Here is a 24,734-nt window from a genome sequence, read left to right on the forward strand (position 1 = left end):
TCACGCAAATGTGGAGTTGCCGCCTTCACACCCTCATCCTATACCGATGACGTTCCGTGTTTACGTGTCTGCAGGCGGGAGCGGATGCCCCGCCACTGCATCAGGATAATCCCGAACAGAACCAGAATACTGCCCAGAATGGAGAAGCTCGTTACGTGTTCTCCGTACAACAGTGCCCCGAGCCCCAATGCGACCATCGGGGATATGAAGAGCCACGTCGATGGAAAGTAAGCATTCGTTGCTTTTAGCAGCCAGGCATACAGGCTGTGCGCGAGCATGGAGCCGACGGCCATCAAGTACAAGATCGAACCGGCAGCCGGCCAGGATTGCAGCTGCTCCATCGTCACTTGCTCCGTGAACAACGATAACAGGAGCAATGCGGCCCCTCCGTACAGCATCTGCACTGCATTTAGGGTGATCGGCGAGACCTCAGACAGATCAAAGGTCAGCTTGCGCGTTGCCAGGCTGCCGACAGCGTATGCGGCTTCGCCGATAAGAATCAGGATGCAGCTGAAGATCCATACGCCTTCATGCTCCAGCACCAGCTTCGGCATGATAAGCAGACAGACACCCATGAAGCCGATGATACAGCCTATGTAGTCGCTGCGGCTGCTTCGTTTTCCCAAGAATACGGCTTGGATGATCAGGATCATCATCGGTCCCGTGGCGGACAAAATAGCGGCGAGCCCTGAATCGACATGCTGCTCCGCCCAGTACAGCGTGGCGAAGGTCGTAAACGTGCTGGTCATCCCGATCAGGATGAATTCCTTGCGCAGGAGCAGGCGCAGACTGGCTTTACGCTTCCAATGCATCCAGAGGAAGAGGAGCGCACCTGCGAGTAAAAATCGTAACCCCGCCGAGAAGAACGGCGGAAGTCCGGCCTCGACGCCGATCTTGATGACGAGAAATGTTGTGCTGAATATGGCGCACATCAGCAAATAGTTGAAAATAATCATGGTTCCTCCTCCTTTTTGTATACTATAATAGGAAGCTAATAGAACAGATCGGCAAGGAATAGAACAGATTGCCAAACTACATTGCGATCGGAGAAGGAGAGGGTGCAGGTGCAATCGTCCTGGGAAGCAGGATCAGGAAAGCGGACGCTTCATCAGTCGGTTTATGACGTCATCATTCAGGGGATTCAATCCGGAAAGTGGGGGGAGCATGAGCGGCTCCCGTCTGTCCGGCAGTTGGCCGAGGAAATACAAGTGCACCGATTGACGGTCCTGAAGGCGTATCAACGGCTGCAGGATGAGGGCGTTGTTGTATCCAAGTACAAATCCGGTTATTTCGTGGCGCCGGCAAGCCAAGGACCGGCAGGAATCAATCGTAAGGAACAAGCATGGACATATCGTGCCAAATCGCAGTATATCCATCGCAGCCGGTTGTCGGACATCCATCGCATCCCGGTGGAATATCAAATGTCGGAGGCGCTGATCAATCCCAATCTGCTGCCGAACGCCTTTTTGTCAAACCATGTGAAGCAAGTGTTTGATAAGTACCCGAGAGTTTTGAGCACTTATTCCTCGGTGAAGGGAGATCCGGAGCTGCGCGAAGAATTAACGCAGTATTTCATGCAAAAGCAAGGCATATCGCTGCATCCCGAGGAGCTGATGATCACGACGGGCTCGCAGCAAGCGATAGACTTGATATCCCGTGCATTCGTGAAAAGCGGGGACACCATCTTGATCGAACGGCCGACGTACAGTCCGGCGATTGATGTGTTCGTCCAGCAAAACGTGAAGATCGTTCCAGTTGAGATTACGCCAATGGGCTATGACCTTGACCGGCTCGACCAGCTTATGCGGGATGAGAAGCCTTCGTTGTTCTATATGAACCCTACCTTCCAGAACCCTACGGGTTACACGGTCCCCGTGCCTCAGCGGAAGCAGTTGGTCGAGATGGCCGAGCGATATGCGTGTATTCTGGTGGAGGACGAGGTGTACCATGATATGTATTTCGGCGCGATGCCGCCGGCGCCGATGTTCTACTATGATACCGAAGGCTACGTCATCCACATTCGCAGTTTTAGCAAATATGTTGCACCGGGGCTCCGGATCTCCGTGCTTGCCGCACGTCCCGAAATGATGCAGGCGATCGTTCCCGTCAAAGCGCTGTCCGATAACGGCACGCCGCTATTGACACAAAAAATATTTCAGCAGTACTTCTTCTCCAGCCGTCTTCAGAATCATGTGGCGAAGCTGCGCACGGCGCTGGAGCTGCGCAAGGAGAAAATGGAGGCGCTGCTTGCTCCGACCGGCTGGAAATGGAATAGTCCGGGCGGGGGCTTGAATCTGTGGGTGCAGCTGCCCGAGCCGTTATCGGCGGATGCACTGCTGCAGCGGTGCCTGCAAGCGTCCGTGGCCTTTGTGCCCGGCCGCATCTGCGACCCGCTTGATGCTATGGACTCGTGGATTCGGCTTAGCTATTCGTTTATCCCCGAGGACCGGATGGAGGAAGGAGTGGGACGTTTAATCGCCGCTGCTCATCGGGAGGTTATGTGATGAGGCATTTAAAATATGTTGTACTTGCCCTTCTAAGTGCAGTCATTTGCTTCGGATTGTGGTCAACAGATAATGACGTTGCCGGTATTCCAGAAGACATCCAGCACTATGCAGAAGGTGCCGGACTTGAGGAATTTAGGAGATTGATCCTGGAGGATCCGGCCGGCTATGGTTATAAAAATGAAGAAGAGGTCAATTCCGTAACGCTTGGGCCTGGATTTGAAGTTCATTTTTTTGATGCCAACAAGTTCGACCGTGTAACTGACAGTTTAATGGATCTCTCCAAGCCGACAGGCCAATATGAATTTATTGTATACTCTGGTGGTGCTGGAAAATCATTTCTAAGCATCGAGAGGCATAATGCCGGCTTCAGGGTGGTAATGGCTGGGGGGGATGCTTCGAGACTGGATAAATCACTGGACATCATGAAGGGCTCTCTTTCTGTAAATCACGAAACCACGAGTCCGGCATTAATTAAAGACGGTAACGTCAGGTTTCTTGTGGCCCATATCAACGGGAAAGAAGTAAATGTTCCGGACATACCTGCAGAAAAAAGCGCTATATTGGGCGGTATGAACAACAATCAAGTATGGGATTCCGAGAAAACGATCAAGTTCCTGAAACAAGCCCGGGCGCAAGTAAGATGATGATAAAGAAAGCAGACCCACCGCTTTTCAAGGACAGTTTATCTTCTAAGTTTGTAGTAAAATACAGTGAAGTTCGCTTGGCAGATGGTAGGATTATTTTTCGAATGGAATGTTAGGTAACGGCTTAATATGCTCTGCTGCTATACGAAACTGGTTGTAAAAATCATTAGAATTCTCGTAATTTCTCGGTAAATTAATAGAGAATAAATGGATATGTTTCGCCACTTTCAAATGTATTTCTGATTCCAATCCGTCTCTATCTTCAATGCAGCTTCTTACAATGGATGCAAAAGTATATTTAAATGCGGAAAAATCGTTCTTAAGAACTTCTAATCCCAAAAAACTATGAGCGTTATCCTCTAACAAATCAAGTCGATCGTTCACAAAAATAACGGTTGTATACACGTCTAACATCTTAATAGCAATCTCATCTGCTTTAGCGCCAGAAGTTTGAGCAAGCATCTTATCTAACGTTTGTACACTCGATACGAAACTGGCATAATAACTCGACGTCACTTCGATTCTTTTTTTAGCATTACTGTTGATGATCAGAAGGACGATAGATAAAAAGATAATGAATACGGCAACAATTATGATGATTTTAGAATGTTTTTTTCTTCGATAAGCTAACATGCGCTCCTTCAATTACAAATGGTCTCCTTCTTTTGAACTCTTTATTTATAGTCAAAGAGTCATTACTTCTTGATGATACTCTTCATTGTTTAATCAGTGCGGAATTTTTTCGTTCAGGATTCCTCTCTTAAAAACAACAGATGTAAGGGTATCACATTGAACGAGGTTTTTTCTATACACAATTACTACCAGTATATGGTCTTTGAAATATAATAGATTTTAAACCTTGGTAGCCGAAATGTCCCATCGATTGTTCCGAAGCGGTGTCACAAAAATCGCTCCCTCCTCGTTACATATGCAAATACGCGCTGATAAGGGAGATGGGGTATATGAAAAATCTGACTTGTATCGTTGTAGGCGGCGGCTTTGCCGGCATTCACGCACTCAAAGCGATTCACAAAGCCCATGCGGAACTATCAAACGGAGGGAAGCTCCGACTCATTTTGCTGGATAAAGCGCCTGCGCATGTCCGCAAGGTGCTGCTGTTCCGTCCGGCAGCTACCGGGGAGCCGATACACGTGCCGTGGGAGCGGATCGTCCCTGAGGGAACGGAGGTATTGCAAGGAGCCGTGACGGGCATCGATAAAGACCATAAATCGCTTCGTTATCAGGATCGGGCGGGGATCAGCCATTCACTCGATTATGATGTCCTCGTCGTATCCGTTGGCAGCATTGTCCGGATGCCGAATCCGGAGCAAGGAGGATATGCGCTGACCGGACCGAATGCAGCAGCGCGCATCCGGGAGCAATGGATGGCCAACCTGAAGCTTGCCGCCACGATGGCGGATGGAGCAGAGAAGCTTCGTCTGATGAGTGCAGCGGTAGCGGGAGCCGGAATCACCGGAATTGAGACCTCGGCGGAGCTGGCGTTCGCCATGAGAAAGGAAGCTGCGGCACTTCGGCTCGATCCTCACAACATCCGCGTCCATTTGCTGAATACCCAGGAACGACTGTTTATGGAGGGACCAGCAAAGGTGGGTCATCGGCTAGAGCGCTATTTGCAAAACCTAGGGATTATGCTTCATCACCGGACAAGAGCGATGAGTGAGGAACAGGGCCGCTTGCGGTTATCTGACGGGGATTCGCTGCCGGTCGGATTTACCGTGTGGACGCTTGGGCTTGCTCCGAATCCAATCGCTCGCAGCCTGGGGCTTCCCCTGACCGGGGACGGCCGAATCATCGTGGATGAAAGCTACCGTGTTCAGGGGGCACCCGGCGTGTACAGTATTGGCGATTGTGCCCATATCGTAGATCCCGTTACCGGCGAAGCAGATCGGATGACATGCAAGGAGGCCATTCCACAGGCAACCCGGTTAGGCAGAATCATCAAGGCTGATTTATCCGGGCAGGGCGCAAACGCCGAGAGGCATCGCGGCGTTTCGCAAGGCTACACGGTCGGGCTCGGCCCCGGTCACGGATTGGTATGGAGCCGGAGCTGGGGAATCGATATCATGATCACCGGCAAGCTCGCTTACAAAGTGAAGACGTTCATGTGGAATCATGCCAGCATGGTTCGTTAACCGACAGCGACTATAACAATCTAAAGGAATGAGGATACCCGTGGGAGAGCTGTATAAGCAATATAGAAACCTGTTGTTTCACCTCGCATACCAAATGACAGGCACCGTCTCCGACGCGGAGGACGCTGTTCAAGATGTGTTCGTCAAGGTCCAGAGCCTGCCGATGGATCAGATTAAGGAACCGAAGGCCTATTTGTGCAAAATGGTAACGAACCGCTGTCTCGATCATCTGAAATCGGCTAGGCAGCGACGGGAGGAATACTTCGGTCCGTGGCTTCCCGAGCCGGTTCCGAGTGCGTTCGGCGACAGCTATGAGGCGGTTGAGAATCAAGATCTGCTGTCCTATGCCATGCTCGTTCTGCTGGAACGGCTCTCGCCCGCTGAACGTGCCGTTTTCGTTCTTCGGGAGGCGCTAGGCTTCGACTACACTGAAATTGCGGAGCTTGTGGAGAAGAGTGAAACGAATTGCCGCAAGCTGATGAGCAGAGCCCGTGGCAAGATGGGGATCACGGAGGATGATCTGATCGGCGTGGGAACTGTGGCGGAGGAGTGGGTGAATGGCTTCTTTGCGGCATTATCGGCCGGGAATGCCGAGCATGTACTAAGCTTGCTTGCGGAAGATGCTGTTCTCATCTCGGATGGCGGAGGCAAGGTCATCGCCGCTGCTCGACCGGTCGAATCGAGAGAGAAGGTCGCCCGCTTCCTGCTGGGGATTCTTCACAATGCACAGCTGGAAGATGGCGATTCGCTGTTAATCGAGATCAATGAGCTGAATGGTCAAACCGGCGTCGTGTTCTATCATCAAGGGGTCATAACCGGAGTTGTTTTTGTGAATGTGAAGGATGGATTGATTCAAGAAATCTATATTGTGCGAAATCCGGATAAGCTTCAAGGACTGATTCCACCGAAGTTATAATCAACCCGCCGCTACAATAGGGGTTAACATAAGCAGCCTGTCTCTGATGGGAGAGGCTGTTTTTTATTTGGCGCTCCTTATACCAAATGGTTCTATATAAATGAATCCGTTCTTTTTTACTTGATAAGGACCCATTTTTATCGGGTTCGTGCTGGATGTTTCCTTAAAGCTATCGAATGAGCGTTTCATGAAGGAAGGGTGAATCTGGATTCGCTTTCCATATTGCAGGGTAATAGTTCTCGGATGCCTAGTTATTCTGCTACCTAGTTGACGCACCCATGTTTAATAGTGGCAGATATTCGTACCAACTATAAACCAGGAGGTTCGAGACGCATGAAGGATTCCAATTCGAACAACAGCAGCAAGAAGACGATCAAGGACCAGCAGCTGGCTCAATTTACGGTGGATAATGATGGCAAAGGCTTGACCACCAACCAAGGGCTTCGGGTATCCGAGGACGAGCATTCGCTGAAAGCGGGGGTTCGCGGGCCGACCCTTATGGAGGATTTCCACTTCCGGGAGAAGATGACCCATTTTGACCATGAAAGGATTCCTGAACGTATCGTCCACGCCCGGGGCTTCGGAGCTCACGGCTTTTTCCAGGTGTACGAATCCATGAGGGCGTTTACCCGGGCGAAGTTTCTGCAGGACCCATCAACGGTTACGCCGGTGTTCGTCCGTTTCTCCACGGTTGCGGGGTCCAGAGGCTCAGCGGACACGGTCAGGGATGTAAGGGGCTTTGCGACCAAGTTTTACACGGAGGAAGGCAATTACGATCTTGTCGGCAACAACATGCCGGTGTTCTTCATTCAGGATGCAATGAAGTTTCCCGATTTCGTTCATGCCGTGAAGCCGGAGCCGCACAACGAAATTCCGCAGGCCCAGTCCGCGCACGATACTTTTTGGGATTTCGTGGCCAATAATACCGAGAGCGTGCATATGGTGATGTGGGCAATGTCCGACCGGGCGCTGCCGAGAAGCTTTCGGATGATGGAGGGCTTCGGTGTACATACATTCCGGTTTGTGAATGAGGAAGGCAGAGCCCATTTTGTGAAATTCCACTGGAAGCCGGTGCTTGGCACCCATTCCTTAGTTTGGGATGAAACGCAGAAGATTGCGGGTAAGGATCCGGATTTCAACCGCCGCGATCTGTGGGAAGCGATCGAATCGGGGAACTTTCCGGAGTATGAGCTTGGCGTGCAGATGATTCCGGAGGAAGATGAATTCCGTTTTGACTTCGACATTCTGGATCCTACGAAAATATGGCCGGAGGAGCTCGTCCCGGTGCGGCTTATCGGAAAAATGACGCTGAACCGCAATACCGATAACTTCTTCGCCGAGACCGAGCAAATCGCCTTCCATCCCGGACATGTCGTGCCGGGGATTGATTTCACCAACGACCCGCTGCTGCAAGGCCGGCTGTTCTCCTATACGGATACGCAGCTGTCCCGTCTCGGCGGACCGAACTTTCACGAGATACCGATCAATCGCCCGGTTGCGCCGGTCCACAATAACCAGCGTGACGGCATGCATCGCATGACGATAAATAAAGGGCCTGTCAGCTATCATAAGAACGGAATCGCCGGCAATACGCCGGCACCGGTGCCCGGAGAGCAGGGCGGTTATGAACATTATACCGAGAAGGTAGAGGGACGGAAGGTAAGAGAGCGAAGCGACAGCTTCAAGGATCATTTCAGCCAGGCGTCCATGTTCTGGAACAGCATGTCCGAAGTCGAGAAGCAGCATATCGTCTCCGCGTTCCAGTTCGAGCTCGGCAAGGTGCAGCGGAAAGAAATTCGTCAGCAGGTTGTAGACGTGTTCGCGAACGTGGACAGCGAGCTAGCCACTCGCATATCGGAAGGCATCGGCACGATTCCGCCGCAGAAGAGCGGTTCCGCTTCCAGCTTGGCCTCGCCCGCTTTGAGCATGATGAATACCGTGAAGCTGCCGCTTACCCGTAAAGTTGCAGTACTTGCCGGCAACGGATATTCGGACGAGCTGCCGTTCGTGCTCACCCAGCTGCAGCAGGCAGGCGTCATAACGGAAATCGTGAGCGCCAAGCTCGGCATGATTCGCGGCAAAACCAGCGGCGAGCTTGAAGTGAAGCACTCCCTGCTCGGAGCCGATTCGGTCTTATTCGATGCGGTGCTCGTTTCGGGCGGGACACTCAGCGTATCCGAGCTTCTGAGCGAGCCGAAGGTTCTTGACTTCGTGAGAGAGGCCTATCAGCATTACAAGCCGATTGCAGCGATCGACGAGGGCGTCAATTTACTGCCTTCGGCCAGCGGCGAAGGCATCGTTACAGCCCGCGAGGGCGACGACCTGAAATCATTCGGGCACAGTTTCATTGAAGCCATTGCAGCTCACCGGCATTGGTCAAGAATCGTTTAGAACTTAAGCGATGATTAGGTATCGCGCGAACCCGGAACACCCTGTAGAATACAAGGTATATATCGGATTACGGGGGAGTGAGGTGCCTTGCTCAGCGAACAATATTTGATGCTGCATCGGAAGCTGGCTGAAGGGGCGGAGGGCACTTCGACGAAAGTGACGCTTGAAGTGATCGCGGCCACCTTGTTTTGCACGGAACGCAATGCGAAGCTTGTCCTGCGCAAAATGCAAGAGAAAGCGTGGATAACCTGGAGGGCAGGTCGAGGACGGGGGAACCGTTCCGTACTGACGTTTCTGGCCAATCGGGAACAGCTTCTGCAGGAATCGGCGCGGCAATGGGCGGAGAAGGGGGAGTATAAGCGGGCGTTTGAGCTGCTCCGGACGTATGGAAACGATATTCGCACAAATGAGTCGTTTGTGGAATGGATGAACGGTCATTTCGGATTTTGCAAAGAGCAGGAAGGCGAACAGTCAAAGGATTCCTTACGTCTTCCAATCTACCGGACCATTGAGTCGCTGGATCCGGCCGATTGCGTATACAGTGTTCAGTCCCTCATGATTGAGCAAATCTTCGACAGACTGGTGAACTACGATAACGAAACCGGCCGCTATCTGCCGGCCATCGCCCACTACTGGGAGAGCAATGATGACGGAACGGAATGGACCTTCCATCTGCGAAAAGGGATTGTGTTTCATGACGGCACCGAATTGACCGCAGATGATGTCAAATATACGGTCGAACGGCTTCGCCGCGGAAAACGCAACGGCTGGATCGTTCGCGAGCTGAATCGGGTCGATGTCGTCACTCCCCGCATTGTAAGATTTATGTTGAACAAACCGAATCGGATCTTTATCCGGTTCCTGAGCGCGATCTGTATGTCCATTATTCCTAAGCACCTTGCCGAGCCGGACGAAGCTTCGTATTGGGCCCGCCCGATGGGCACAGGGCCATTCATCCTCGAGACATGGAGCGAAGAGCGATTGGTCTTTCACGCCAATCCGCATTACTATCAAGGTCGTCCGCATTTGGACACCGTGCACATCGTCATCATGCCTGAGCATGCCATCCATTATGAGGTCAGCTGGGAGAATCTGCTTCAAGATCCGGACGTAAGGCAAGCCGATAACGGAAACGACGAGGTGGTGACCATTGAGTCCTCCGAAGGATGCACGAGCATGATGACATGGAATATGACGAAACCAGGCCCCCATCAATGCGTATTGTTCCGGCGTGCCGTGGATCTGGTCCTTGATCGCCAAGGTATGGTCCGGGAGCTCGGAGAACACCGTCTGTTTCCGGCCAGAAGCTTTATCCGGGATAAGAGGACACTTGAATACCAGGAGCAGTACGACCTGGGGCTTGCGCAATCCTTGCTGGAACAGTCAGGCTATGATGGAACACCAATCATCATGGGCACCATCGCCAATCATGCCAAGGACGCAGCATGGATCAAGGAACGCTGCGCCGATATCGGAATACCGGTCATCATCCGCGAAGAGAGGATGGATACGATTCTCCGTCCGGATGTGATGAAAGAGATGGATTGCATTGTGCATGCGCTGGTGCTGCCCGGCGAAGAAGTCTGTCTGGTCGAGAACTACGAGCAGGACAGCAGCTTTGTGAAAGAGCTCATGGATCCGGGGCTTAGGGAATGGGTCATGGAGTGCATCGATGGCGCGTTAGCGAGCCCGGATTCTAAGGATAGATTCGGCCAATTAAAGAAAATCGAAGATCGGCTGCGCGGCGAAGCGCAAATTTTGTTCCTTGCACATACGAAGTTCTATGCCCATTTGAATGCTTCCTATAAGGGGATCGTCATTAACCGGCTAGGCTGGCTTGATTTCAAGCAAATCTGGCGGGTATGACGAGAAAAAATAACAGAGCAGATGCGATAATAACCGCGCCTGCTCTGTTTCGCGTTAGAGGAGCTTTTGGCTTGAGCGAGACTGCCGCTGTCGAAAGAAGCCGAAAAGATTATGAAGAAGGCTTCGTTTGCCCGCCTGCATATGTTTTTCCAAAGGATCAGGCTGTACATATAAGCCTCTGCGTTCAAGCCGTTCCCATTCCGATTGCCGATACTCCTGCAGCTTCTCTAGCGTGTAGCCGTCGTACATCACTTTGCCTCCTGTCAGACATTCTGGATTACGTCTGAATGAATGAACGTGGAATGTCTTGTTACGTACATTATGGAGGCCGCCGTTATCCGTAAAAAGTGTAAACCTGGTCAAGCGGATTTCCCCTTTTCGCACACGCGGCTGTTTCTGACGCCAGCATCATGGCGACATCGTTGTCAAGGCTTTCCTTTCTTGCGTCTCATTTTTAGGGAAAGGCATATTCCGCAGACCAATTATCTAGTATGCTAAAGAACAGGCAAGGAATAAACGGACGATGTGCGAAACGTTGCATCGAACCCCGAAGGGAGACCCCTACATATGGAGCATCTTAAGAAATCGCTAAATGAAACATATAGCAAAACGGTGTATCCGTTAATCGGACACAGCGCCCGGACAGCCGAAGTTCTGCTGGAGGCATTCAAGGATGTCGATGGTGGACAAACGGCAGATATGTACGGCAGCGGATCGGTTATTGAAGACTTCCAGAGTCGGATGGCTGATGTGCTTGGCAAGGAGTCGGCCGTGTTCTTCCCGAGCGGGACGATGGCGCAGCAGATTGCCCTCCGGATTTGGTGTGATGAAGCCGGATTAAAGCGGGTGGCTTACCATCCTCTGTGTCATCTGGAGATCCATGAAGAGGACGGTCTTAAGGAGCTCCATCATATTGAACCGATCCTTCTGGCGGATAAAGACCGATTGATTACGCTTGAAGATGTTCAGCATCTGGATGAGCGGATATCATGTCTGCTGTTGGAATTGCCGCAGCGGGAGATCGGCGGACAGCTGCCTGATTACGGGGAGCTGGAGGCGATTTCGGCATATTGCCGTGCGAACGGAATCAAGCTGCATTTGGATGGAGCAAGACTGTTTGAAATTACGCCGTACTACGGAAAATCCGCTGCTGAAATTTGCGCTCTTTTTGACAGTGTATATGTTTCGTTCTACAAAGGCATCGGCGGGATTGCCGGGGCGATTCTTGCGGGAAATGCGGAGTTCACGGCCAAATCGAAAATATGGAAACGGCGGCATGGTGGTGACCTGGTCAGCTTGTATCCGTATATCATTAGCTCGGATTTTTATTATAAGCTGAGAATCGGCCGCATGAAGCAATATTATGAGGAGGCTAAGGAACTGGCCATGCTGTTCAACCAGTGCCAAGGGATTCAGACTCGGCCCGAAATTCCGGTATCGAACATGTTTCATGTCCATTTTAAGATGAGTATGGAGCAGCTGGAGCCGCTTTTGGTCGATGTGCTTACCGAAACTGGGGTTGGGCTCATCAGTTATTTGCGTGAAACAGGCGATCAGAGCTGTTCCACCGAGGTGCATATCGGGGACCGCTATAGCCGGGTGCCGAAAGAAGAGCTGAAGGAAGCTTTCCGGCTGCTTGATGAGAAAATAAAGCACGCTGAAATCGCTGAAACTGAATAGGAGCGTGCAAGGGGATTGATTTTCCGGTTATGATTTATCGACGGCGTTCATGCTGGTAAAATAATAGCAGTGCAAAACTGGCTTACGTATTTTCATAAATGCGAGGTGAATAACACATGGCTTTTCAAAGAAGCACCACCGTACAAACGGTTAAATCAGGCTCCGGGCAAAGCAGCACAGCATGGAGAATACGGACAAAGGGGTTTGTTCGGAGCCTGCTTCCAGTTAAGGCGTAAATGTCTTGTGCATGCTTTGCTCGCTATTTACATGAGGATTTGGCAAAATCCTGTTCATTTTTCTTGTAGATAGGAGCGGCAAATATGAAATATGAAAATGCACAGCATCTTTTACCTGACGACGTAATTAAGGTTATTCAACAATATATAGACGGCGGTTATATCTATATCCCCAGAAAGGCCGGCCGCCGCACAAGCTGGGGAGAGCGGACGGGGGCCAAAGCGGAAATAACCCGTAGGAACCGCGAGATCTACGAGAGGTACTGCCGAGGCGAATCCATTCGTCAGCTGTCGCAGCGGCATTATCTTACGGAGCAATCCATCCGGCGGATCATCCGGCAACAAAAGCCGAAACCATGATGAGAGGCGATATTTGACGCGGTCCATGGGGATCCTTCAAATATCGCTTTTTTTATGCGGTGATCCCCTTTGCGTCATAATTATTCTTGAACTTGAGTTGCATCGCAAATCGCGATAAGTTTAGAAGAACACGGAAGGAAACGGGGAGTGAGTGACCTTTATGACTCAAAATATTTATGATCACGAGGATTTCTTTCAAGGCTACAGTCAATTGAATCGTTCCATCCACGGACTAGGCGGTGCCCCGGAATGGGCGGCGCTTCAATCGCTGCTGCCCGACATGAAGGGGATCGATGTGCTTGATTTAGGCTGCGGCTTCGGCTGGTTCTGCCGCTGGGCTAAGGAGCATGGTGCCATAAGCGTCGTAGGCATCGACGTGTCTGCTAAGATGCTTGCAAGGGCCAAGGATGAAACGAAGGACCCTCAAATTTCATACCTTCGGGCAGACCTGGAGACGATCGAGCTGGAACGGGAGAGATATGATCTGGTCTACAGCTCGCTTGCCTTTCATTATATCGAGGATATAGAGCGGCTGTTGAAGCAGGCGTATGATTCGCTTAAGGCCGGCGGACGTTTGGTATGCTCGATCGAACATCCGATTTACACGGCATCGCAGGGGGCTGGATGGATCCCTCATCCGAATGGCTTCAAGACATGGCCGGTCGATCATTATCAATTCGAGGGACCTCGAACCACGAATTGGTTGGCCGAAGGCGTAATCAAGCAGCATCGGACGATCGGAACGTACCTGAATCTTTTGATCCGGGTTGGGTTTACGATTACCCACGTGGAGGATTGGGGGCCAGCGGATGAACAGCTAGCCGTTCATCCGGAATGGGAGGAGGAGAGTCATCGGCCGATGTTTCTGTTGATATCGGGAACGCGATAAGCAGTATAAGCTGGCTGCGAGGTCATTTACCAGCATAAGGAAAGCGGTTATTATAGTGATTATACCTAGCGTGAGAAAGTGAGAAAGTGGGGTCATGACCTGAATGGAGATCACTGTGAAGAGATTGGAAGGCATGGAGCTCAAAATTGCCTGGCAGCAAGCCTTCGCGCAGCATCAAATTCATCGTCCGGAAGCGTATTACGATCGTTGCGATCTGGAGAACCGGACCGGAAAGCGCGTTACGCTGCTGGCGTATGCGGACGGAGAGCTGGCCGGCGTTTCCCATTTGAAATATGATTCGGATTATCCGTTCTTTCGCGAAAATGGGATTCCGGAGATTAACGATTTGAACGTATTTCCGGAATACCAGAGGCAAGGCATCGCCAATCGGATCATCGAAGAGTTTGAGCATATTGCCCGTGAAACGACGCATCGCATCGGTATCGGTGTAGGGCTGTACAAGGATTACGGAGCCGCGCAGCGGATATACTGCCGTAGAGGCTACATACCGGATGGACACGGCATCATGTACCACAATGTCCCGGTGGTCCCCGGAGAGATGGTTCGTGCCGACGACGACTTGGTGTTGTATCTCGTGAAGGAACTGGGAATCATTTGAGAGAGGGATACGAATGAATAAGGGTTTTTCGCATTGCCTGCAAATATTCCCAACCGATAATATTGGGGAAACTGCCCGTTTTTACGAAAACATCGGGTTTCGGGCCGTGCCCTATATGGATGCTGCAGAGCCTCATATCTGTCTGTATAGGGATTCGGTGGAGATCGTTCTGACGATGACGGATCAGGAGGTTGTGCCGAATCGGCTCCGTTACGGATCTGGTTATGACGCTTATCTGATCAGCTTCAACCAGAAGGAAATGGAGGAAGAGCTGTCGCGAGCCGGCGTAAAGATCGTGAGGCCTTTAGACGTCACGGACTACAACAATCATGAATTTGTGTTTGAGGATATCGATGGGCGTTGGATCGCTGTTGGCAACAAGCAGTAACTCATCTATCAATAGGGAACGGATTTTTCAGGAGATGATGCCGCGATGAAGCAAATATGGATCAATCGAAGCGTGATTGGAATGGTTTTTTTGTCTGCTTTTTTATCCATAACGGCCGGAATTATGTATCTAAGCTCGAGCTGGATCAGCTTTTCGTTTCTTGGACCCGAGGTCGGTTCTGAAACGGCGGTAACGTCCTTCTGGGCAGGGGTTTCCATTGTTATTGGCATCGGGCTGGCAGGCACAGCACTTAACATGGCCCGTATTCGCGAGGGAGACGCTCCCGAAAATATAGCCCTCTTCCTGACGCTATGCTTAAGCATTATCCAGCTGCCTCCGTTGTTCCTGTGGTTTGGGGTTTTGACTGTTGTTGCGAACGGGGAGGCGCTATGGGCGATTCTGATCCACCTGATGCTAATGGCGGCCGGTTCGATCAACGCCGTGCTTTTAGTGAAAATTGGCAGAATATCCTATCGATGAAATTCTCTTAGTTTTGATAAATCAGTCATGTATGCAGGCTGCCAGCGTATTCTCGCCGGCAGCCTTTTTTGCGCTTAAAACTGGGATCAACGATACCTTGGAACCATGAGGACAGGCACCTTATAGAACTTGTTTTTAATTTCTATCAGAATAATTGAGGAATGAGAGAAACTTTTTTACCAATATTTGCGTCTAATAGTATGGACATCTTTCATTATAAACAAAATAGGATTAGAAGGAGCTTAGGAATGAAACTGAAGAAACGATCACTGCTTGCTGTGCTCGCTGTAGCTCAACTTGCTGCGGCATATCCGGCGAGTGCGGATGCAAGTGTCCCGGACGACAAGTCGGGAACAGTGACCCAAGAAGTGTACGAACAGACAGCAACGAACAAGAGCGCCGAAACGAAGGGGACCTCGCAAACTTCTCAAACTTCTCAAACGGACGCTGCTTCGACAGAGACAGTAACAGGGGAAGTTACTGAAGAGCAAGATGGTACGACCGATCCGGCAGCAGGAGGCACGGGCGGCGAACAAGAGCCAACCGTTCCTGGAGAAGCCCAGGATAATCAGAATGATCCAAATAACCCAAATAATCCAAATAACCAGATAAGCGCTGGCGGCAAAGAACTTATTCTTTATTTCAACAGCACCAAGATGATTCAAGACGGCGTGACCTACAATGCGCCTCAGCCGATGCAAGTGAAGAAGGGCATATCCTACGTTCCCATTCGTGCTCTTGTAGATCGGGTCGGCTTCAAGGTCTCTTACGACAAGAAAACGAAGGAGACGGTAATTACAAAAGGCAGCAACGAGCTCCGATTCAAAACAAACAGCAGCAAATACACCGTGAACGGCGTATCCAAGAACATGAAGGGCACTTCCTATCAGACAAACGGCACCTTTATGGTTCCACTGACTGCCATCACGCAGGCGTTAGAGATTCCTTATTCCGTTGATAACGCGGGCAAGCGTGTAATCATGAATTTGCAGACCAAGCCGGTAGCCAAATTCACCGTGGGCCCGAAAGAGATTTTGGCCGGACAAACGACCGTTACATACACAACAGAGGTTGAGAATGCCCAGGGCGAGATCATCAATGAGCGCTGGGAAGGAAGACAGGACATATTCGATACGCCGGGAGAGTACACCATTACCTATGCCGTTCAGGATTCCACCGGAACCTGGAGTGATCCTTACAGCGTAAAAATTACCGTCGTTCAACCTAACCAGCCGCCTGTCGCCATGTTTGATACCGATAAGGGCGAATACAAGATGGGTGAGCTGGTCACGATCATCGATCAGAGCTATGACGACATAGATAAGAACGAGCAATTGACCTACAAATGGGAAAACAAGCAGTATGCATACTTTACTCCGGGAGTTCATACGATCCGGCTGACCGTAACGGACAGAAAGGGGCTCAGCTCCACTTACGAGCATACGATTCATATCACAGACGAAACCCTGTATGTAGAAGAAGACTTCAACAAGCTCTTTATTCCGGAAGGCGAGAAATTCACTTTCACGGGCTCGGTGACATCCAGAGATAAAATCAATTACGAGTTCTATGACGAGCCGAGCACGCTGATCCGCAGCAACAGCCCGGAGACCGTCAACAGCGAAGGCATTGTTTATCGGGAAACGGCATCCGGGGATATGCGGTTTATGATCCACCATGTGAACAACTTGAATAAGAACGTTAAGATGTACGTCGTGGCAACAAACAAAAACAGCACGCCGGTAACGCTTCGCCAAGACTTTCTTGGTTTTGCCGGACCTTCTCCGATCGCCACAGCGGCAGGGAAGAAATCGGTGCTGAATTACTTCCAATCGATGCAGGATGGTTCGAAGCAAATGTCGGTAACACTTGCACCGGGCGAGCAGAAGCTGGTGATGACCGAGCTTAGCGAAGTCCGCATGAAGCAAGGGCATGTCATCTCTTTATATTCGGATATGTACAGCGATTTGCCGATTCAATTCGATGTCATTATGATCGACGAGAAAGCCGACCCGCTGAAGGTGCTGCCGGAGCTCCCGATCTTGAACCGAGACGGTGTGCATAACCGCGGCACCTATCCGGATTCCACCCGTGTCATCCGTTATTCCGAGCTTGTCGGCGCGGATCCCCAGCGGTTGGTTCTAGGGGATAACATGGATGATCCGAACCTTCAGGGAACGGACCCGATGGTCGGAGATACTACCTCGAATACGGGTAACTTTGGCGTCCTGTACAAAATTACGCTGGACCGCGTTGCGCCGAATACGCTGATTTCGTTTAACCCGCGCGGCGGAAAGTATTCCGGCTATGCAATGGTTAACGGAACGATTACGCCGATCTACTCGTTAGGCCAGGTATCCCCTGGTGAACAATCGGTTCTGTACCGGACCGGCGATTATGAACAGCAGGTAGACATTATTCTGACCGCGGCCCCAGGCAGCAATCTGCCGGTGAATCTGTTATTTACTCAGATGCCGGAATTAAAGCAATAATGAATGGGTATCCCCTATAGATTCATGAAGACTCCACACTTACGGCTTCGGCTTTGAGAGTGGGGTCTTTTTGTAGGAGTGAGGAAAAACAAAGAGAATTATCCCTTCTTCTGGCGCAACACGTACCTGTTGAATTTTACGCGTATCCTTCTGGGCACTTCGTTAGGCTTTCTGATTGTGCCCGACCCTGCTTCGAGCAACAACTTCTTGATGACGGAACTGACATTCGAACCGTTTTTATCCTAATCTTGCGTTTTCTCTTCTTTGGTTTGAATCCCACAGTTTTAGTTTTTTTTGCATCGTTTCTTTTTCCTAGTCGGACATCCCATCCGCGAACATCTCCCCATGAACTGGTATATCATACGTCTCCTGTGCATGCGTTGAGTGCGCAAGTACCCATGTGGAACTTAGAACAACAACTATTTTTAAACGAAGGTTAGGCGATGAGCTCACAGGTTATAGACTGATTATGAGAGGCGGTTAAGGCAGGGAGTTATTCATATGCAGGGAAGGGAACGCCTTGGGGCCTGCCCAGTGTAGAGCTTATTCATGCTATAATAAATGCAAAAAAAGCGGGTGTAATCATTGACGAATTCTAGAATGCGCCGTTCATGGCGCGCCGATAAGCTCTCACATCTCGGCTCTTCCATTTTTGCGGAGGTCGCGGAGTGGAAACAGGAGGCGTTGCAAGCAGGTAAACAAGTGATCGATTTGGGCATCGGCAGCCCGGACCGCGGCCCCTCATTAACGATACGCGAAACGCTAAGCTCGGAAGTGATGAAAGAAGAGCAGTATTCTTACCCAGGCACAAGCGGCACGCCGGAATTCCGCAGCCAATGTGCGGCTTGGATGGCATACCGTTATGGGGTCAAGGTAAACCCTGATTCCGAAATGCTGGCCTTAATGGGCTCGCAGGATGGACTATCCCATCTGGCCCAAGCCATCTGCAATCCTGGAGATATCGCCATCGTTCCCGATCCGGGGTATCCGATCTACACCGGCGCATTGGCCATTGCAGGCGTAACCCCTTGGCATGTTCCCTTGAGAGAGGAGCGGGGCTTCCTTCCCGATCTGGATCGAATTCCGGAAGAGGTATGGGAGCAGGCGGTTTTCATCCTGCTGAATTTTCCCGGCAATCCGATTGCGGCGGAAGCCGATCTAGCCTTCTTCGAATCCTTGGTCGAGAAGGCGAAGCGGCATCATGTGCTGATTGTGCATGATATGGCTTATTCGGAAATGGGATTTGACGGTTACCGGCCAGTCAGCATTTTGCAGGCGAAAGGCGCCAAAGAAGTTGCGGTGGAACTCCATTCATTCTCGAAAAGCTTCAATATGGCCGGATGCCGAGTTGGATTCCTGACCGGAAATCCGGAGGCTGTCGGTTCGCTTCGCGAATTTAAGAACAACATCGATTTTGGCGTATTTAAACCGATTCAGTCCGCTGCAATTGCTGCATTGAAGGATGCAATGGCGGACCCCGAAGCCGGAAATGCGGCTGCATCGCTGTACGAGTCCCGCCGAGACGTATTGGTGGAAGCACTGGCTGAAGCAGGGTGGGAGGTACGTAAGCCGTGTGCGACCATGTTCCTGTGGGCCAAGCTACCGCCGGCATTCTTGCAGCGCAATCAGCCTTGGAGCTCGCGAGCTTTCGCTCGGGAGCTGCTGCTCAAAACCGGTGTCGCCGTCATCCCCGGCGATGCTTTCGGCTCCGAAGGGGAAGGATTCGTACGCATTGCGCTAGTGCAGGAAGAGCATGTGCTGCGTGAAGCCGCAAGACGGATCGGCTCATTCCTAAGTGAATTTGCGTAAGCTTTCGGATGTGGCAGATGTTGGATCATTCTTTGCTAAGATAATTTGAAAATCTCTGAAAAAATGTTTCATAGGGTTGATCATTAACAAACGATGTGATAAATTATTCAACAGTGCTAGAAACGAATATTCACAGCTAGTATAACCTCATTAATATGGTCTGAGGGTCTCTACCAGGAACCGTAAAAATCCTGACTACTGAAAATGGCTTTTTCATTTTCCGTCGTCAGGATTATTTTTTTGGCCGCAGAAGTTATACATGCGATGATGGAAGGAGATCGATAGCAAATGAATTTGAAGGTGCTTATCCTTGCAATCTCAACCATATGCGTTGGATTGGTGGAATTGATTGTCGGCGGTATTTTGCCCCAAATTGCTCAAGATTTAAATATTTCAATCGGTACCGCAGGGCAATTGATCACGGTATTCGCCCTGATCTATGCTTTTTCGGGGCCGGTTCTTCTTGTTTTGACGGCAAAAATGGAACGTAAGCGGCTATATATGCTGTCCCTGTTCGTATTCTTTGTCGCAAACGTGATAGCATACGTAAGTCCGAATTTCACGATGCTGATGGCTGCAAGAATACTGACGGCCATGAGCACGGCGCTTATTATTGTGCTGTCGCTGACCATTGCGGCGAAGGTGGTGGAGCCTGCGCACCGGGCTAAGGCTCTTGGCTTCATTTATATGGGCATCAGCTCGTCCCTGGTGCTGGGGGTGCCGCTGGGGATCATGATTAGCGAAGCCTACGGATGGCGCGTTCTGTTCCTCGGGATCGGCGTCCTGTCGATCGGATCGATGGCGCTTATTTACTTCTTCCTGGACCGGATCCAGCCGGATCAAGTGACTCCGCTCCGTGAGCAGATCAAGGCGCTGGCCAATCCGAAAATTGCCGGGGCTCATCTGGCATGCTTGTTTATGCTGGCGGGACATTATACCGTATACGCGTATTTTACGCCGTTTCTGGAGTCGGAGCTGGGGCTGAACCCGTACTGGATTAGTGTCTTCTACTTTATATTCGGTTTATCGGCCGTAGGTGGAGGTGCTTTTGGCGGAGCACTTGCCGATGCTCTCGGATCCCCTAAGAGCATTATTATGATCATTACTTCATTTATGCTGGTACTGTTTGCCTTGCCGTTCACGACGTTCTCCATGGTCTTGTTCATGGCAGTCATGATCATTTGGGGTGCGTTAAGCTGGAGCCTGGCTCCGCCGCTGCAAAACTACCTGATTCAGGTGGACCCGGACACGTCCGATATCCAGCAAAGCTTCAACAACTCAGCGCTGCAGCTTGGCATTTCCCTTGGTTCAGCTATCGGAGGTATCGTCTTGGAGCAGGGGGGCTCTGTCAGCAGTACGGCATGGGTTGGAGGCGGGGTGGTCATTATCTCCCTTGTGTGTGCGATTTATTCCCTGACTAGGCCCGCTCTTTCAGCAAGATTGAGCAAATGAGGTTAACCCGAAGCAAAATTGAATAAAAGGCAGCTGCTACAGGTGAACTGCAGCTCCACTGTTAAGTTATGTCTAACAATAACAATAGGGGTGCAGTTCACAGGGCAGTTGCCTTTTTTTGCGTCTTTTATGCATGAGAAGGCTATAGCAGCTTTCGCACGGATTCGCGGTAAATGATTTTGCCCGGAACGACGATGCGGCCGTGCCGCAGGTCGGGCGAAGCGATTTTGCCCAGCATGGCCTGGATGGAGGATTGCGCCAGCTGTTCAATATCGACCTCCACCGTCGTTAGATGCGGGTCGGTCAATGTGGCGTAGATATCATTGTCAAAGCCGACGACGGAGCAATCCTCCGGTATGCGGCAGCCGTCATTCTTCAATTGTTGGACTACCAGATAGGCTACCTGATCGCAATTGCATACAAAGGCCGTTGGCATTTCATCAGGAAGGGCGATGTCGACGAAGCTCCCGTGCTCATCGCGGTCATGAAGAACCCACTCTTGGCGAAGCGGAATCCGATGTTCAAGAAGCGACTTGTAATATCCGAGGAAGCGGTCCTGAATGCTGCTCGTGGAATGGATGCTTCCAACAAAAGCGATGTTCCGATGTCCCTGACGGATCAAGTAGTTCGTCAGCTCATAGGCACCGTAAAAATTATCGGTGACCACGGCGTCAATATCGCGATGATCGTCATAAAAATCAAGAAACACGATCGGCGTCCGGGTCGAATCCATAAGCTCGATATATGGTTTGCTGATCTGACCGAGCAGAATAATGCCGTCAACCTTCCGGTCATAGTACACGCGCGGCAGTTGGAGCTCCTGCTCATCCGAGCTGCTTAGAATATGAAGGATGCCGTAATAGCCATAGGATTCAAGCGCTTTCGCTATTTCTTGATAAACCCTTAAATAAAACGACTGATCCGGTCCGGTAAACCGCTCGGGAATGACTACGCCGATATTGTAGGTTAATCCTTCGCGCATCGACTTGGCGGCCGTGTTCAAACGGTAGCCCAGTTCCACCGCGACAGCCTTGATCTTCTGCTTCAGCTCGCCGCCAACGCCCTCCTTATCATTCAAAGCTTTGGATACCGTTACCGTGCTGACGCCTAGCTTTTCGGCGATATCCTTCATCGTAATATGTTTGCTCACCGCAATGTCTCTCTCCTTATCAGCAATGGCTGCAAGCCTTTTTTTCTCTCTGAAGTATTAGATTCGAGAGAATGCTCGCCTGGTTCAAAATCAAGTATACCTGCTTGGGAATGACAAATAAAGACGAGACCAGCGGCTAATATTATCATTAAGCCTTTGAGTGCAGCCGCTCCATCCGAAGCAGCATCTCAATGCAGAAGCGGCTGTTATGGTAGGGACATTTCCAGGGACCGGCAATTTCACGTCCAGCGGGATTTCCTTGCCCGTCAACGGACCAGTACCATTCACCGCCCGGACGCGGATCGATGATCATCTCGCTGGTATAGCTCCATATCTTTCGCACTAGCTCGAGGAAGCGTGCTTCGCCCGTGAGCTCATACGCATTCAGAAAGCCGACCATCGCTTCGGCCTGTACCCACCATATGCGGGTCGTATCCAGCCGGCCGCCTTCCTCCTCGTTCATCACGGAGCCATCCGATAGTATGGCACGCGCGGATACGGAATGCGCGAGGGCAAGGACCATTTGCTTATACTTCGGATTCGAAAGCTCTGCAGCTTCAATCGCGTCTTGAATCAGCCAGCTTGCTTCAATGTCGTGGCCGAAGGAAGTCACATCCGTCAGCGATGCCCAGTTCTTGTCGAAGAAAACATTAAGCCTTCCAAGCTCCGGATCAAACATACGATCATGCAAAATCGACAGCAGCCGATCCAGCGATTGCCTCACCTGCGGATCCGGCCAAATGCGGTAAAGCGTGGTATAGGCTTCAAGCACGTGGATATGCGTGTTCATCGTAATGTCTGCCACAACTCCGTTGCCGCTCAGCATTACATTAGGCTGCTCGTTCCATTCCCGGTCAAACTCTTCCCGATAGGCCCCGATTTGCTCATCATAACCGACCGTTTCAATCGTTTTAAACAGCTCCTGTGCGAGCTTCAGCGCGTCAGGTTCACCGGTTGCACGGAAATATTTGCTTAAAGCGTATACGCCGAAGGCTTGATTATAGATGTGCTTACGGGTGTCCAGCGGATTTCCTTGATAGTCTGCCATCCAGATCAACCCGCCCAATTCGGAATCCAGCAGCCGCTTGGTAAGGAAGGAGAACGCATGTCGCGCGCATTTAAGATAATCCGCAATTCCCGTGACGCGATAGGCTGCGGCAAAGCTCCATAAGATTCTTGAATTCGCAATACAGCCTTTCGGAGCACGAGGCTTAACGGTAAGTGAGAAATCGACTTCGCCGTAATATCCGCCATTTGATTCATCCTTTAAACGGGTCCAGAAGGGGAGGATATGCTCAAGCCATTCCTTGCGAATCTCATTAAAGATCGGATCATGTGTATTCATAAGAGCCTCCATATAAAGTAAACGATTAACTAAATATAAATCTAATGGTTGAGGACCATATATGTCAACGCGGAAGTTCGACACAACGCAAATACCAGGGATCGTTAAAATCAGATTGACTATTACAAATCCGCATTATAAACTCCATTTATAAATTAAACGATAACCTAAATCGAGCTGATGAAGAATTCGCGTTGATATCCGTTCGTTCCTAAAGGAGGAAAAAGCGTGTTGTCATTATGGATCGAATGGAGGACTCATTTGTTAGTCGCTCTTATGCTCACTGTGGTCGGAAGCGGGTTTTCGAGAACAGAGACTGCTGCCGGTTTTTATGTAAGCGGAACCACGTTGTATGACTCAACCGGAAAGGCTTTTGTGATGAGGGGGGTGAACCATGCCCACACCTGGTATAAAAACGACCTCCATACTGCGATTCCTGCCATCGCCATTACGGGTGCCAATGGAGCGAATGGGATAAAGCAAACCTCGAAGAAAGCCGGAATATTTAACTGAGCAGAAGTATTAGTTAATTCCCACTTGACAGGTTGAATTAATGGGTTTAATCTAAGCACAAGCAAGTGGTTTATTTATCATTAAATGAACGCTCATTATCTTAGTATTGAAAGATATAATCAGCCGATTGGTCCACCAAAGGCTCCTGATCATTCTCACCTCGTGTAAGAGGTAAGAATGGCAGGAGCCTTTCTGCTTTAACGAAGGCAGAAAGGCCGCGCCTTTTAAGGAGCGCAAGGCTGATTCACCGACCGGCAGACGGAGGGTATGCTAACCGGGAAAGGAGCGGTATGGAGAAAAACAAGGATTGGATATTGATGGAAGAGGCGGACTGGCATTTTCGCAAGCTTGTTCGTAGATTTGTGAAAGAACGCGACAAGATTTCGGTAGAGGGCGTATCCCTTCCCGGCTTGCTGATCTTGAAGACGATTGAGCGAAACGGCGAACAGCGATTAGGCGATCTTGCGGAGGTTCTGGATTTCACGTCCGGGGCAGTTACCGCCCTGTGCGACAAGCTGGAGGCCGCCGGGTTTGCCGTCAGGCAGAGAAGCCGGACCGACAGGCGCTCAATCGCGCTTAATATTACGGAGCGTGGGCGGAAGATGCTGCTTCGAAATCAGGAGGTTGGCACCTGCATCATCGATTTATTGTTCGGCACTTTTTCGCAAGAGGAGTTAATTCAGCAAATCCATTATTTTAAACGACTCAACGAATCGCTGGTGGGCTTCTCGGAACGGATTGACGAGCTGGTCGGCCATATCTCCGAAGGACCAGCGGGAAAAGGCGGATCTCCAGCTTCCCGGCGTAACCGGGATTTTATCTCATATTAATGATCACGTTATTA

At 50.6% G+C, this 24,734-nt stretch carries 21 protein-coding genes, 1 pseudogene and 1 riboswitch; of the genes and pseudogenes, 17 read left to right on the forward strand and 5 right to left on the reverse strand.

Features of this window, described 5'->3' with window-relative positions:
* Positions 1 to 38 precede the first annotated feature (38 nt).
* Positions 39 to 956: a DMT family transporter gene (locus NST08_RS14745; RefSeq protein ID WP_210094821.1), complete on the reverse strand. Its 918-nt coding sequence runs from the start codon at positions 954 to 956 to the stop codon at positions 39 to 41.
* Between the two features lie 108 nt (positions 957 to 1,064).
* On the opposite strand from NST08_RS14745, the gene NST08_RS14750 reads away from it, so the two are divergent.
* Both NST08_RS14750 and NST08_RS14755 read left to right on the forward strand, forming a co-directional pair.
* On the forward strand, positions 1,065 to 2,504 hold the full coding sequence (locus tag NST08_RS14750) for an aminotransferase-like domain-containing protein (RefSeq protein ID WP_007130074.1): 1,440 nt from the start codon (positions 1,065 to 1,067) through the stop codon (positions 2,502 to 2,504).
* Complete coding sequence (locus NST08_RS14755) at positions 2,504 to 3,151, forward strand: hypothetical protein (protein ID WP_007130073.1); 648 nt, start codon at positions 2,504 to 2,506, stop codon at positions 3,149 to 3,151. The genes NST08_RS14750 and NST08_RS14755 overlap by 1 nt, the downstream gene beginning before the upstream one ends.
* Positions 3,152 to 3,244: 93 nt before the next feature.
* Here NST08_RS14755 and NST08_RS14760 read toward each other — a convergent pair whose 3' ends face one another.
* Complete coding sequence (locus NST08_RS14760; protein WP_007130072.1) at positions 3,245 to 3,796, reverse strand: hypothetical protein; 552 nt, start codon at positions 3,794 to 3,796, stop codon at positions 3,245 to 3,247.
* Positions 3,797 to 4,113: 317 nt separating this feature from the next.
* On the opposite strand from NST08_RS14760, the gene NST08_RS14765 reads away from it, so the two are divergent.
* From NST08_RS14765 to NST08_RS14780, 4 genes are all read left to right on the forward strand, one after another.
* Positions 4,114 to 5,304 carry an NAD(P)/FAD-dependent oxidoreductase gene (locus tag NST08_RS14765; protein WP_007128305.1) on the forward strand — a complete coding sequence of 397 codons (1,191 nt, stop codon included), beginning with the start codon at positions 4,114 to 4,116 and terminating at the stop codon, positions 5,302 to 5,304.
* A 40-nt stretch (positions 5,305 to 5,344) separates the two neighbouring features.
* Positions 5,345 to 6,220 carry an RNA polymerase sigma-70 factor gene (locus tag NST08_RS14770; protein ID WP_007128304.1) on the forward strand — a complete coding sequence of 292 codons (876 nt, stop codon included), beginning with the start codon at positions 5,345 to 5,347 and terminating at the stop codon, positions 6,218 to 6,220.
* A 333-nt stretch (positions 6,221 to 6,553) separates the two neighbouring features.
* The gene (locus NST08_RS14775) at positions 6,554 to 8,611 is read left to right on the forward strand and encodes a catalase (RefSeq protein ID WP_007128303.1); all 2,058 of its coding nucleotides are present in this window, start codon (positions 6,554 to 6,556) and stop codon (positions 8,609 to 8,611) included.
* 87 nt (positions 8,612 to 8,698) lie between these two features.
* A complete protein-coding gene (locus tag NST08_RS14780) occupies positions 8,699 to 10,477 on the forward strand; it encodes an ABC transporter substrate-binding protein (RefSeq protein ID WP_007128302.1) in 1,779 nt (592 codons plus the stop codon).
* A 54-nt stretch (positions 10,478 to 10,531) separates the two neighbouring features.
* Here NST08_RS14780 and NST08_RS14785 read toward each other — a convergent pair whose 3' ends face one another.
* Entirely contained in the window at positions 10,532 to 10,726 is a 195-nt protein-coding gene (locus NST08_RS14785) for a hypothetical protein (RefSeq protein WP_144865832.1), read from the reverse strand.
* A 318-nt stretch (positions 10,727 to 11,044) separates the two neighbouring features.
* Between NST08_RS14785 and NST08_RS14790 the strand changes: the two genes are divergently transcribed.
* The 9 genes from NST08_RS14790 to NST08_RS14830 all read left to right on the forward strand — a co-directional run bounded on the left by NST08_RS14790 (position 11,045) and on the right by NST08_RS14830 (position 20,882).
* Positions 11,045 to 12,157: a threonine aldolase family protein gene (locus tag NST08_RS14790; RefSeq protein ID WP_007128300.1), complete on the forward strand. Its 1,113-nt coding sequence runs from the start codon at positions 11,045 to 11,047 to the stop codon at positions 12,155 to 12,157.
* 320 nt (positions 12,158 to 12,477) lie between these two features.
* Positions 12,478 to 12,753, forward strand: coding sequence for a CD3324 family protein (locus tag NST08_RS14795; protein WP_007128299.1), 276 nt, complete (start codon positions 12,478 to 12,480; stop codon positions 12,751 to 12,753).
* Between the two features lie 160 nt (positions 12,754 to 12,913).
* Entirely contained in the window at positions 12,914 to 13,642 is a 729-nt protein-coding gene (locus NST08_RS14800) for a class I SAM-dependent methyltransferase (protein WP_007128298.1), read from the forward strand.
* Positions 13,643 to 13,745: 103 nt separating this feature from the next.
* Positions 13,746 to 14,261: a GNAT family N-acetyltransferase gene (locus tag NST08_RS14805; protein ID WP_040738128.1), complete on the forward strand. Its 516-nt coding sequence runs from the start codon at positions 13,746 to 13,748 to the stop codon at positions 14,259 to 14,261.
* Between the two features lie 13 nt (positions 14,262 to 14,274).
* A complete protein-coding gene (locus NST08_RS14810) occupies positions 14,275 to 14,649 on the forward strand; it encodes a VOC family protein (RefSeq protein WP_007128296.1) in 375 nt (124 codons plus the stop codon).
* Positions 14,650 to 14,694: 45 nt separating this feature from the next.
* Complete coding sequence (locus tag NST08_RS14815; RefSeq protein ID WP_007128295.1) at positions 14,695 to 15,129, forward strand: hypothetical protein; 435 nt, start codon at positions 14,695 to 14,697, stop codon at positions 15,127 to 15,129.
* 248 nt (positions 15,130 to 15,377) lie between these two features.
* Positions 15,378 to 17,621 carry a stalk domain-containing protein gene (locus NST08_RS14820; protein ID WP_007128294.1) on the forward strand — a complete coding sequence of 748 codons (2,244 nt, stop codon included), beginning with the start codon at positions 15,378 to 15,380 and terminating at the stop codon, positions 17,619 to 17,621.
* Positions 17,622 to 18,221: 600 nt separating this feature from the next.
* The gene (locus NST08_RS14825; protein WP_007128293.1) at positions 18,222 to 19,430 is read left to right on the forward strand and encodes an aminotransferase class I/II-fold pyridoxal phosphate-dependent enzyme; all 1,209 of its coding nucleotides are present in this window, start codon (positions 18,222 to 18,224) and stop codon (positions 19,428 to 19,430) included.
* Between the two features lie 117 nt (positions 19,431 to 19,547).
* A riboswitch (purine riboswitch) is annotated at positions 19,548 to 19,648 on the forward strand.
* A 70-nt stretch (positions 19,649 to 19,718) separates the two neighbouring features.
* On the forward strand, positions 19,719 to 20,882 hold the full coding sequence (locus NST08_RS14830) for an MFS transporter (RefSeq protein ID WP_007128292.1): 1,164 nt from the start codon (positions 19,719 to 19,721) through the stop codon (positions 20,880 to 20,882).
* Between the two features lie 142 nt (positions 20,883 to 21,024).
* Here the strand turns inward: NST08_RS14830 and NST08_RS14835 are convergent, their stop codons facing one another.
* Together NST08_RS14835 and NST08_RS14840 are read right to left on the reverse strand one after the other, a co-directional pair.
* A complete protein-coding gene (locus NST08_RS14835; protein ID WP_007128291.1) occupies positions 21,025 to 22,032 on the reverse strand; it encodes a substrate-binding domain-containing protein in 1,008 nt (335 codons plus the stop codon).
* Between the two features lie 148 nt (positions 22,033 to 22,180).
* A complete protein-coding gene (locus NST08_RS14840; protein WP_007128290.1) occupies positions 22,181 to 23,377 on the reverse strand; it encodes an AGE family epimerase/isomerase in 1,197 nt (398 codons plus the stop codon).
* A 276-nt stretch (positions 23,378 to 23,653) separates the two neighbouring features.
* On the opposite strand from NST08_RS14840, the pseudogene NST08_RS14845 reads away from it, so the two are divergent.
* Together NST08_RS14845 and NST08_RS14850 are read left to right on the forward strand one after the other, a co-directional pair.
* Positions 23,654 to 23,839: pseudogene (locus NST08_RS14845) on the forward strand (glycoside hydrolase family 5 protein); the annotation flags it as partial.
* Positions 23,840 to 24,180: 341 nt separating this feature from the next.
* Positions 24,181 to 24,720, forward strand: a complete 540-nt coding sequence (locus NST08_RS14850; RefSeq protein ID WP_007128288.1) for a MarR family winged helix-turn-helix transcriptional regulator — start codon at positions 24,181 to 24,183, stop codon at positions 24,718 to 24,720.
* The last annotated feature ends 14 nt before the right edge of the window (positions 24,721 to 24,734 follow it).

Origin of the sequence: Paenibacillus sp. FSL K6-1566 (assembly GCF_038050475.1) — a bacterium.
Classification (GTDB): domain Bacteria; phylum Bacillota; class Bacilli; order Paenibacillales; family Paenibacillaceae; genus Paenibacillus_AQ; species Paenibacillus_AQ lactis.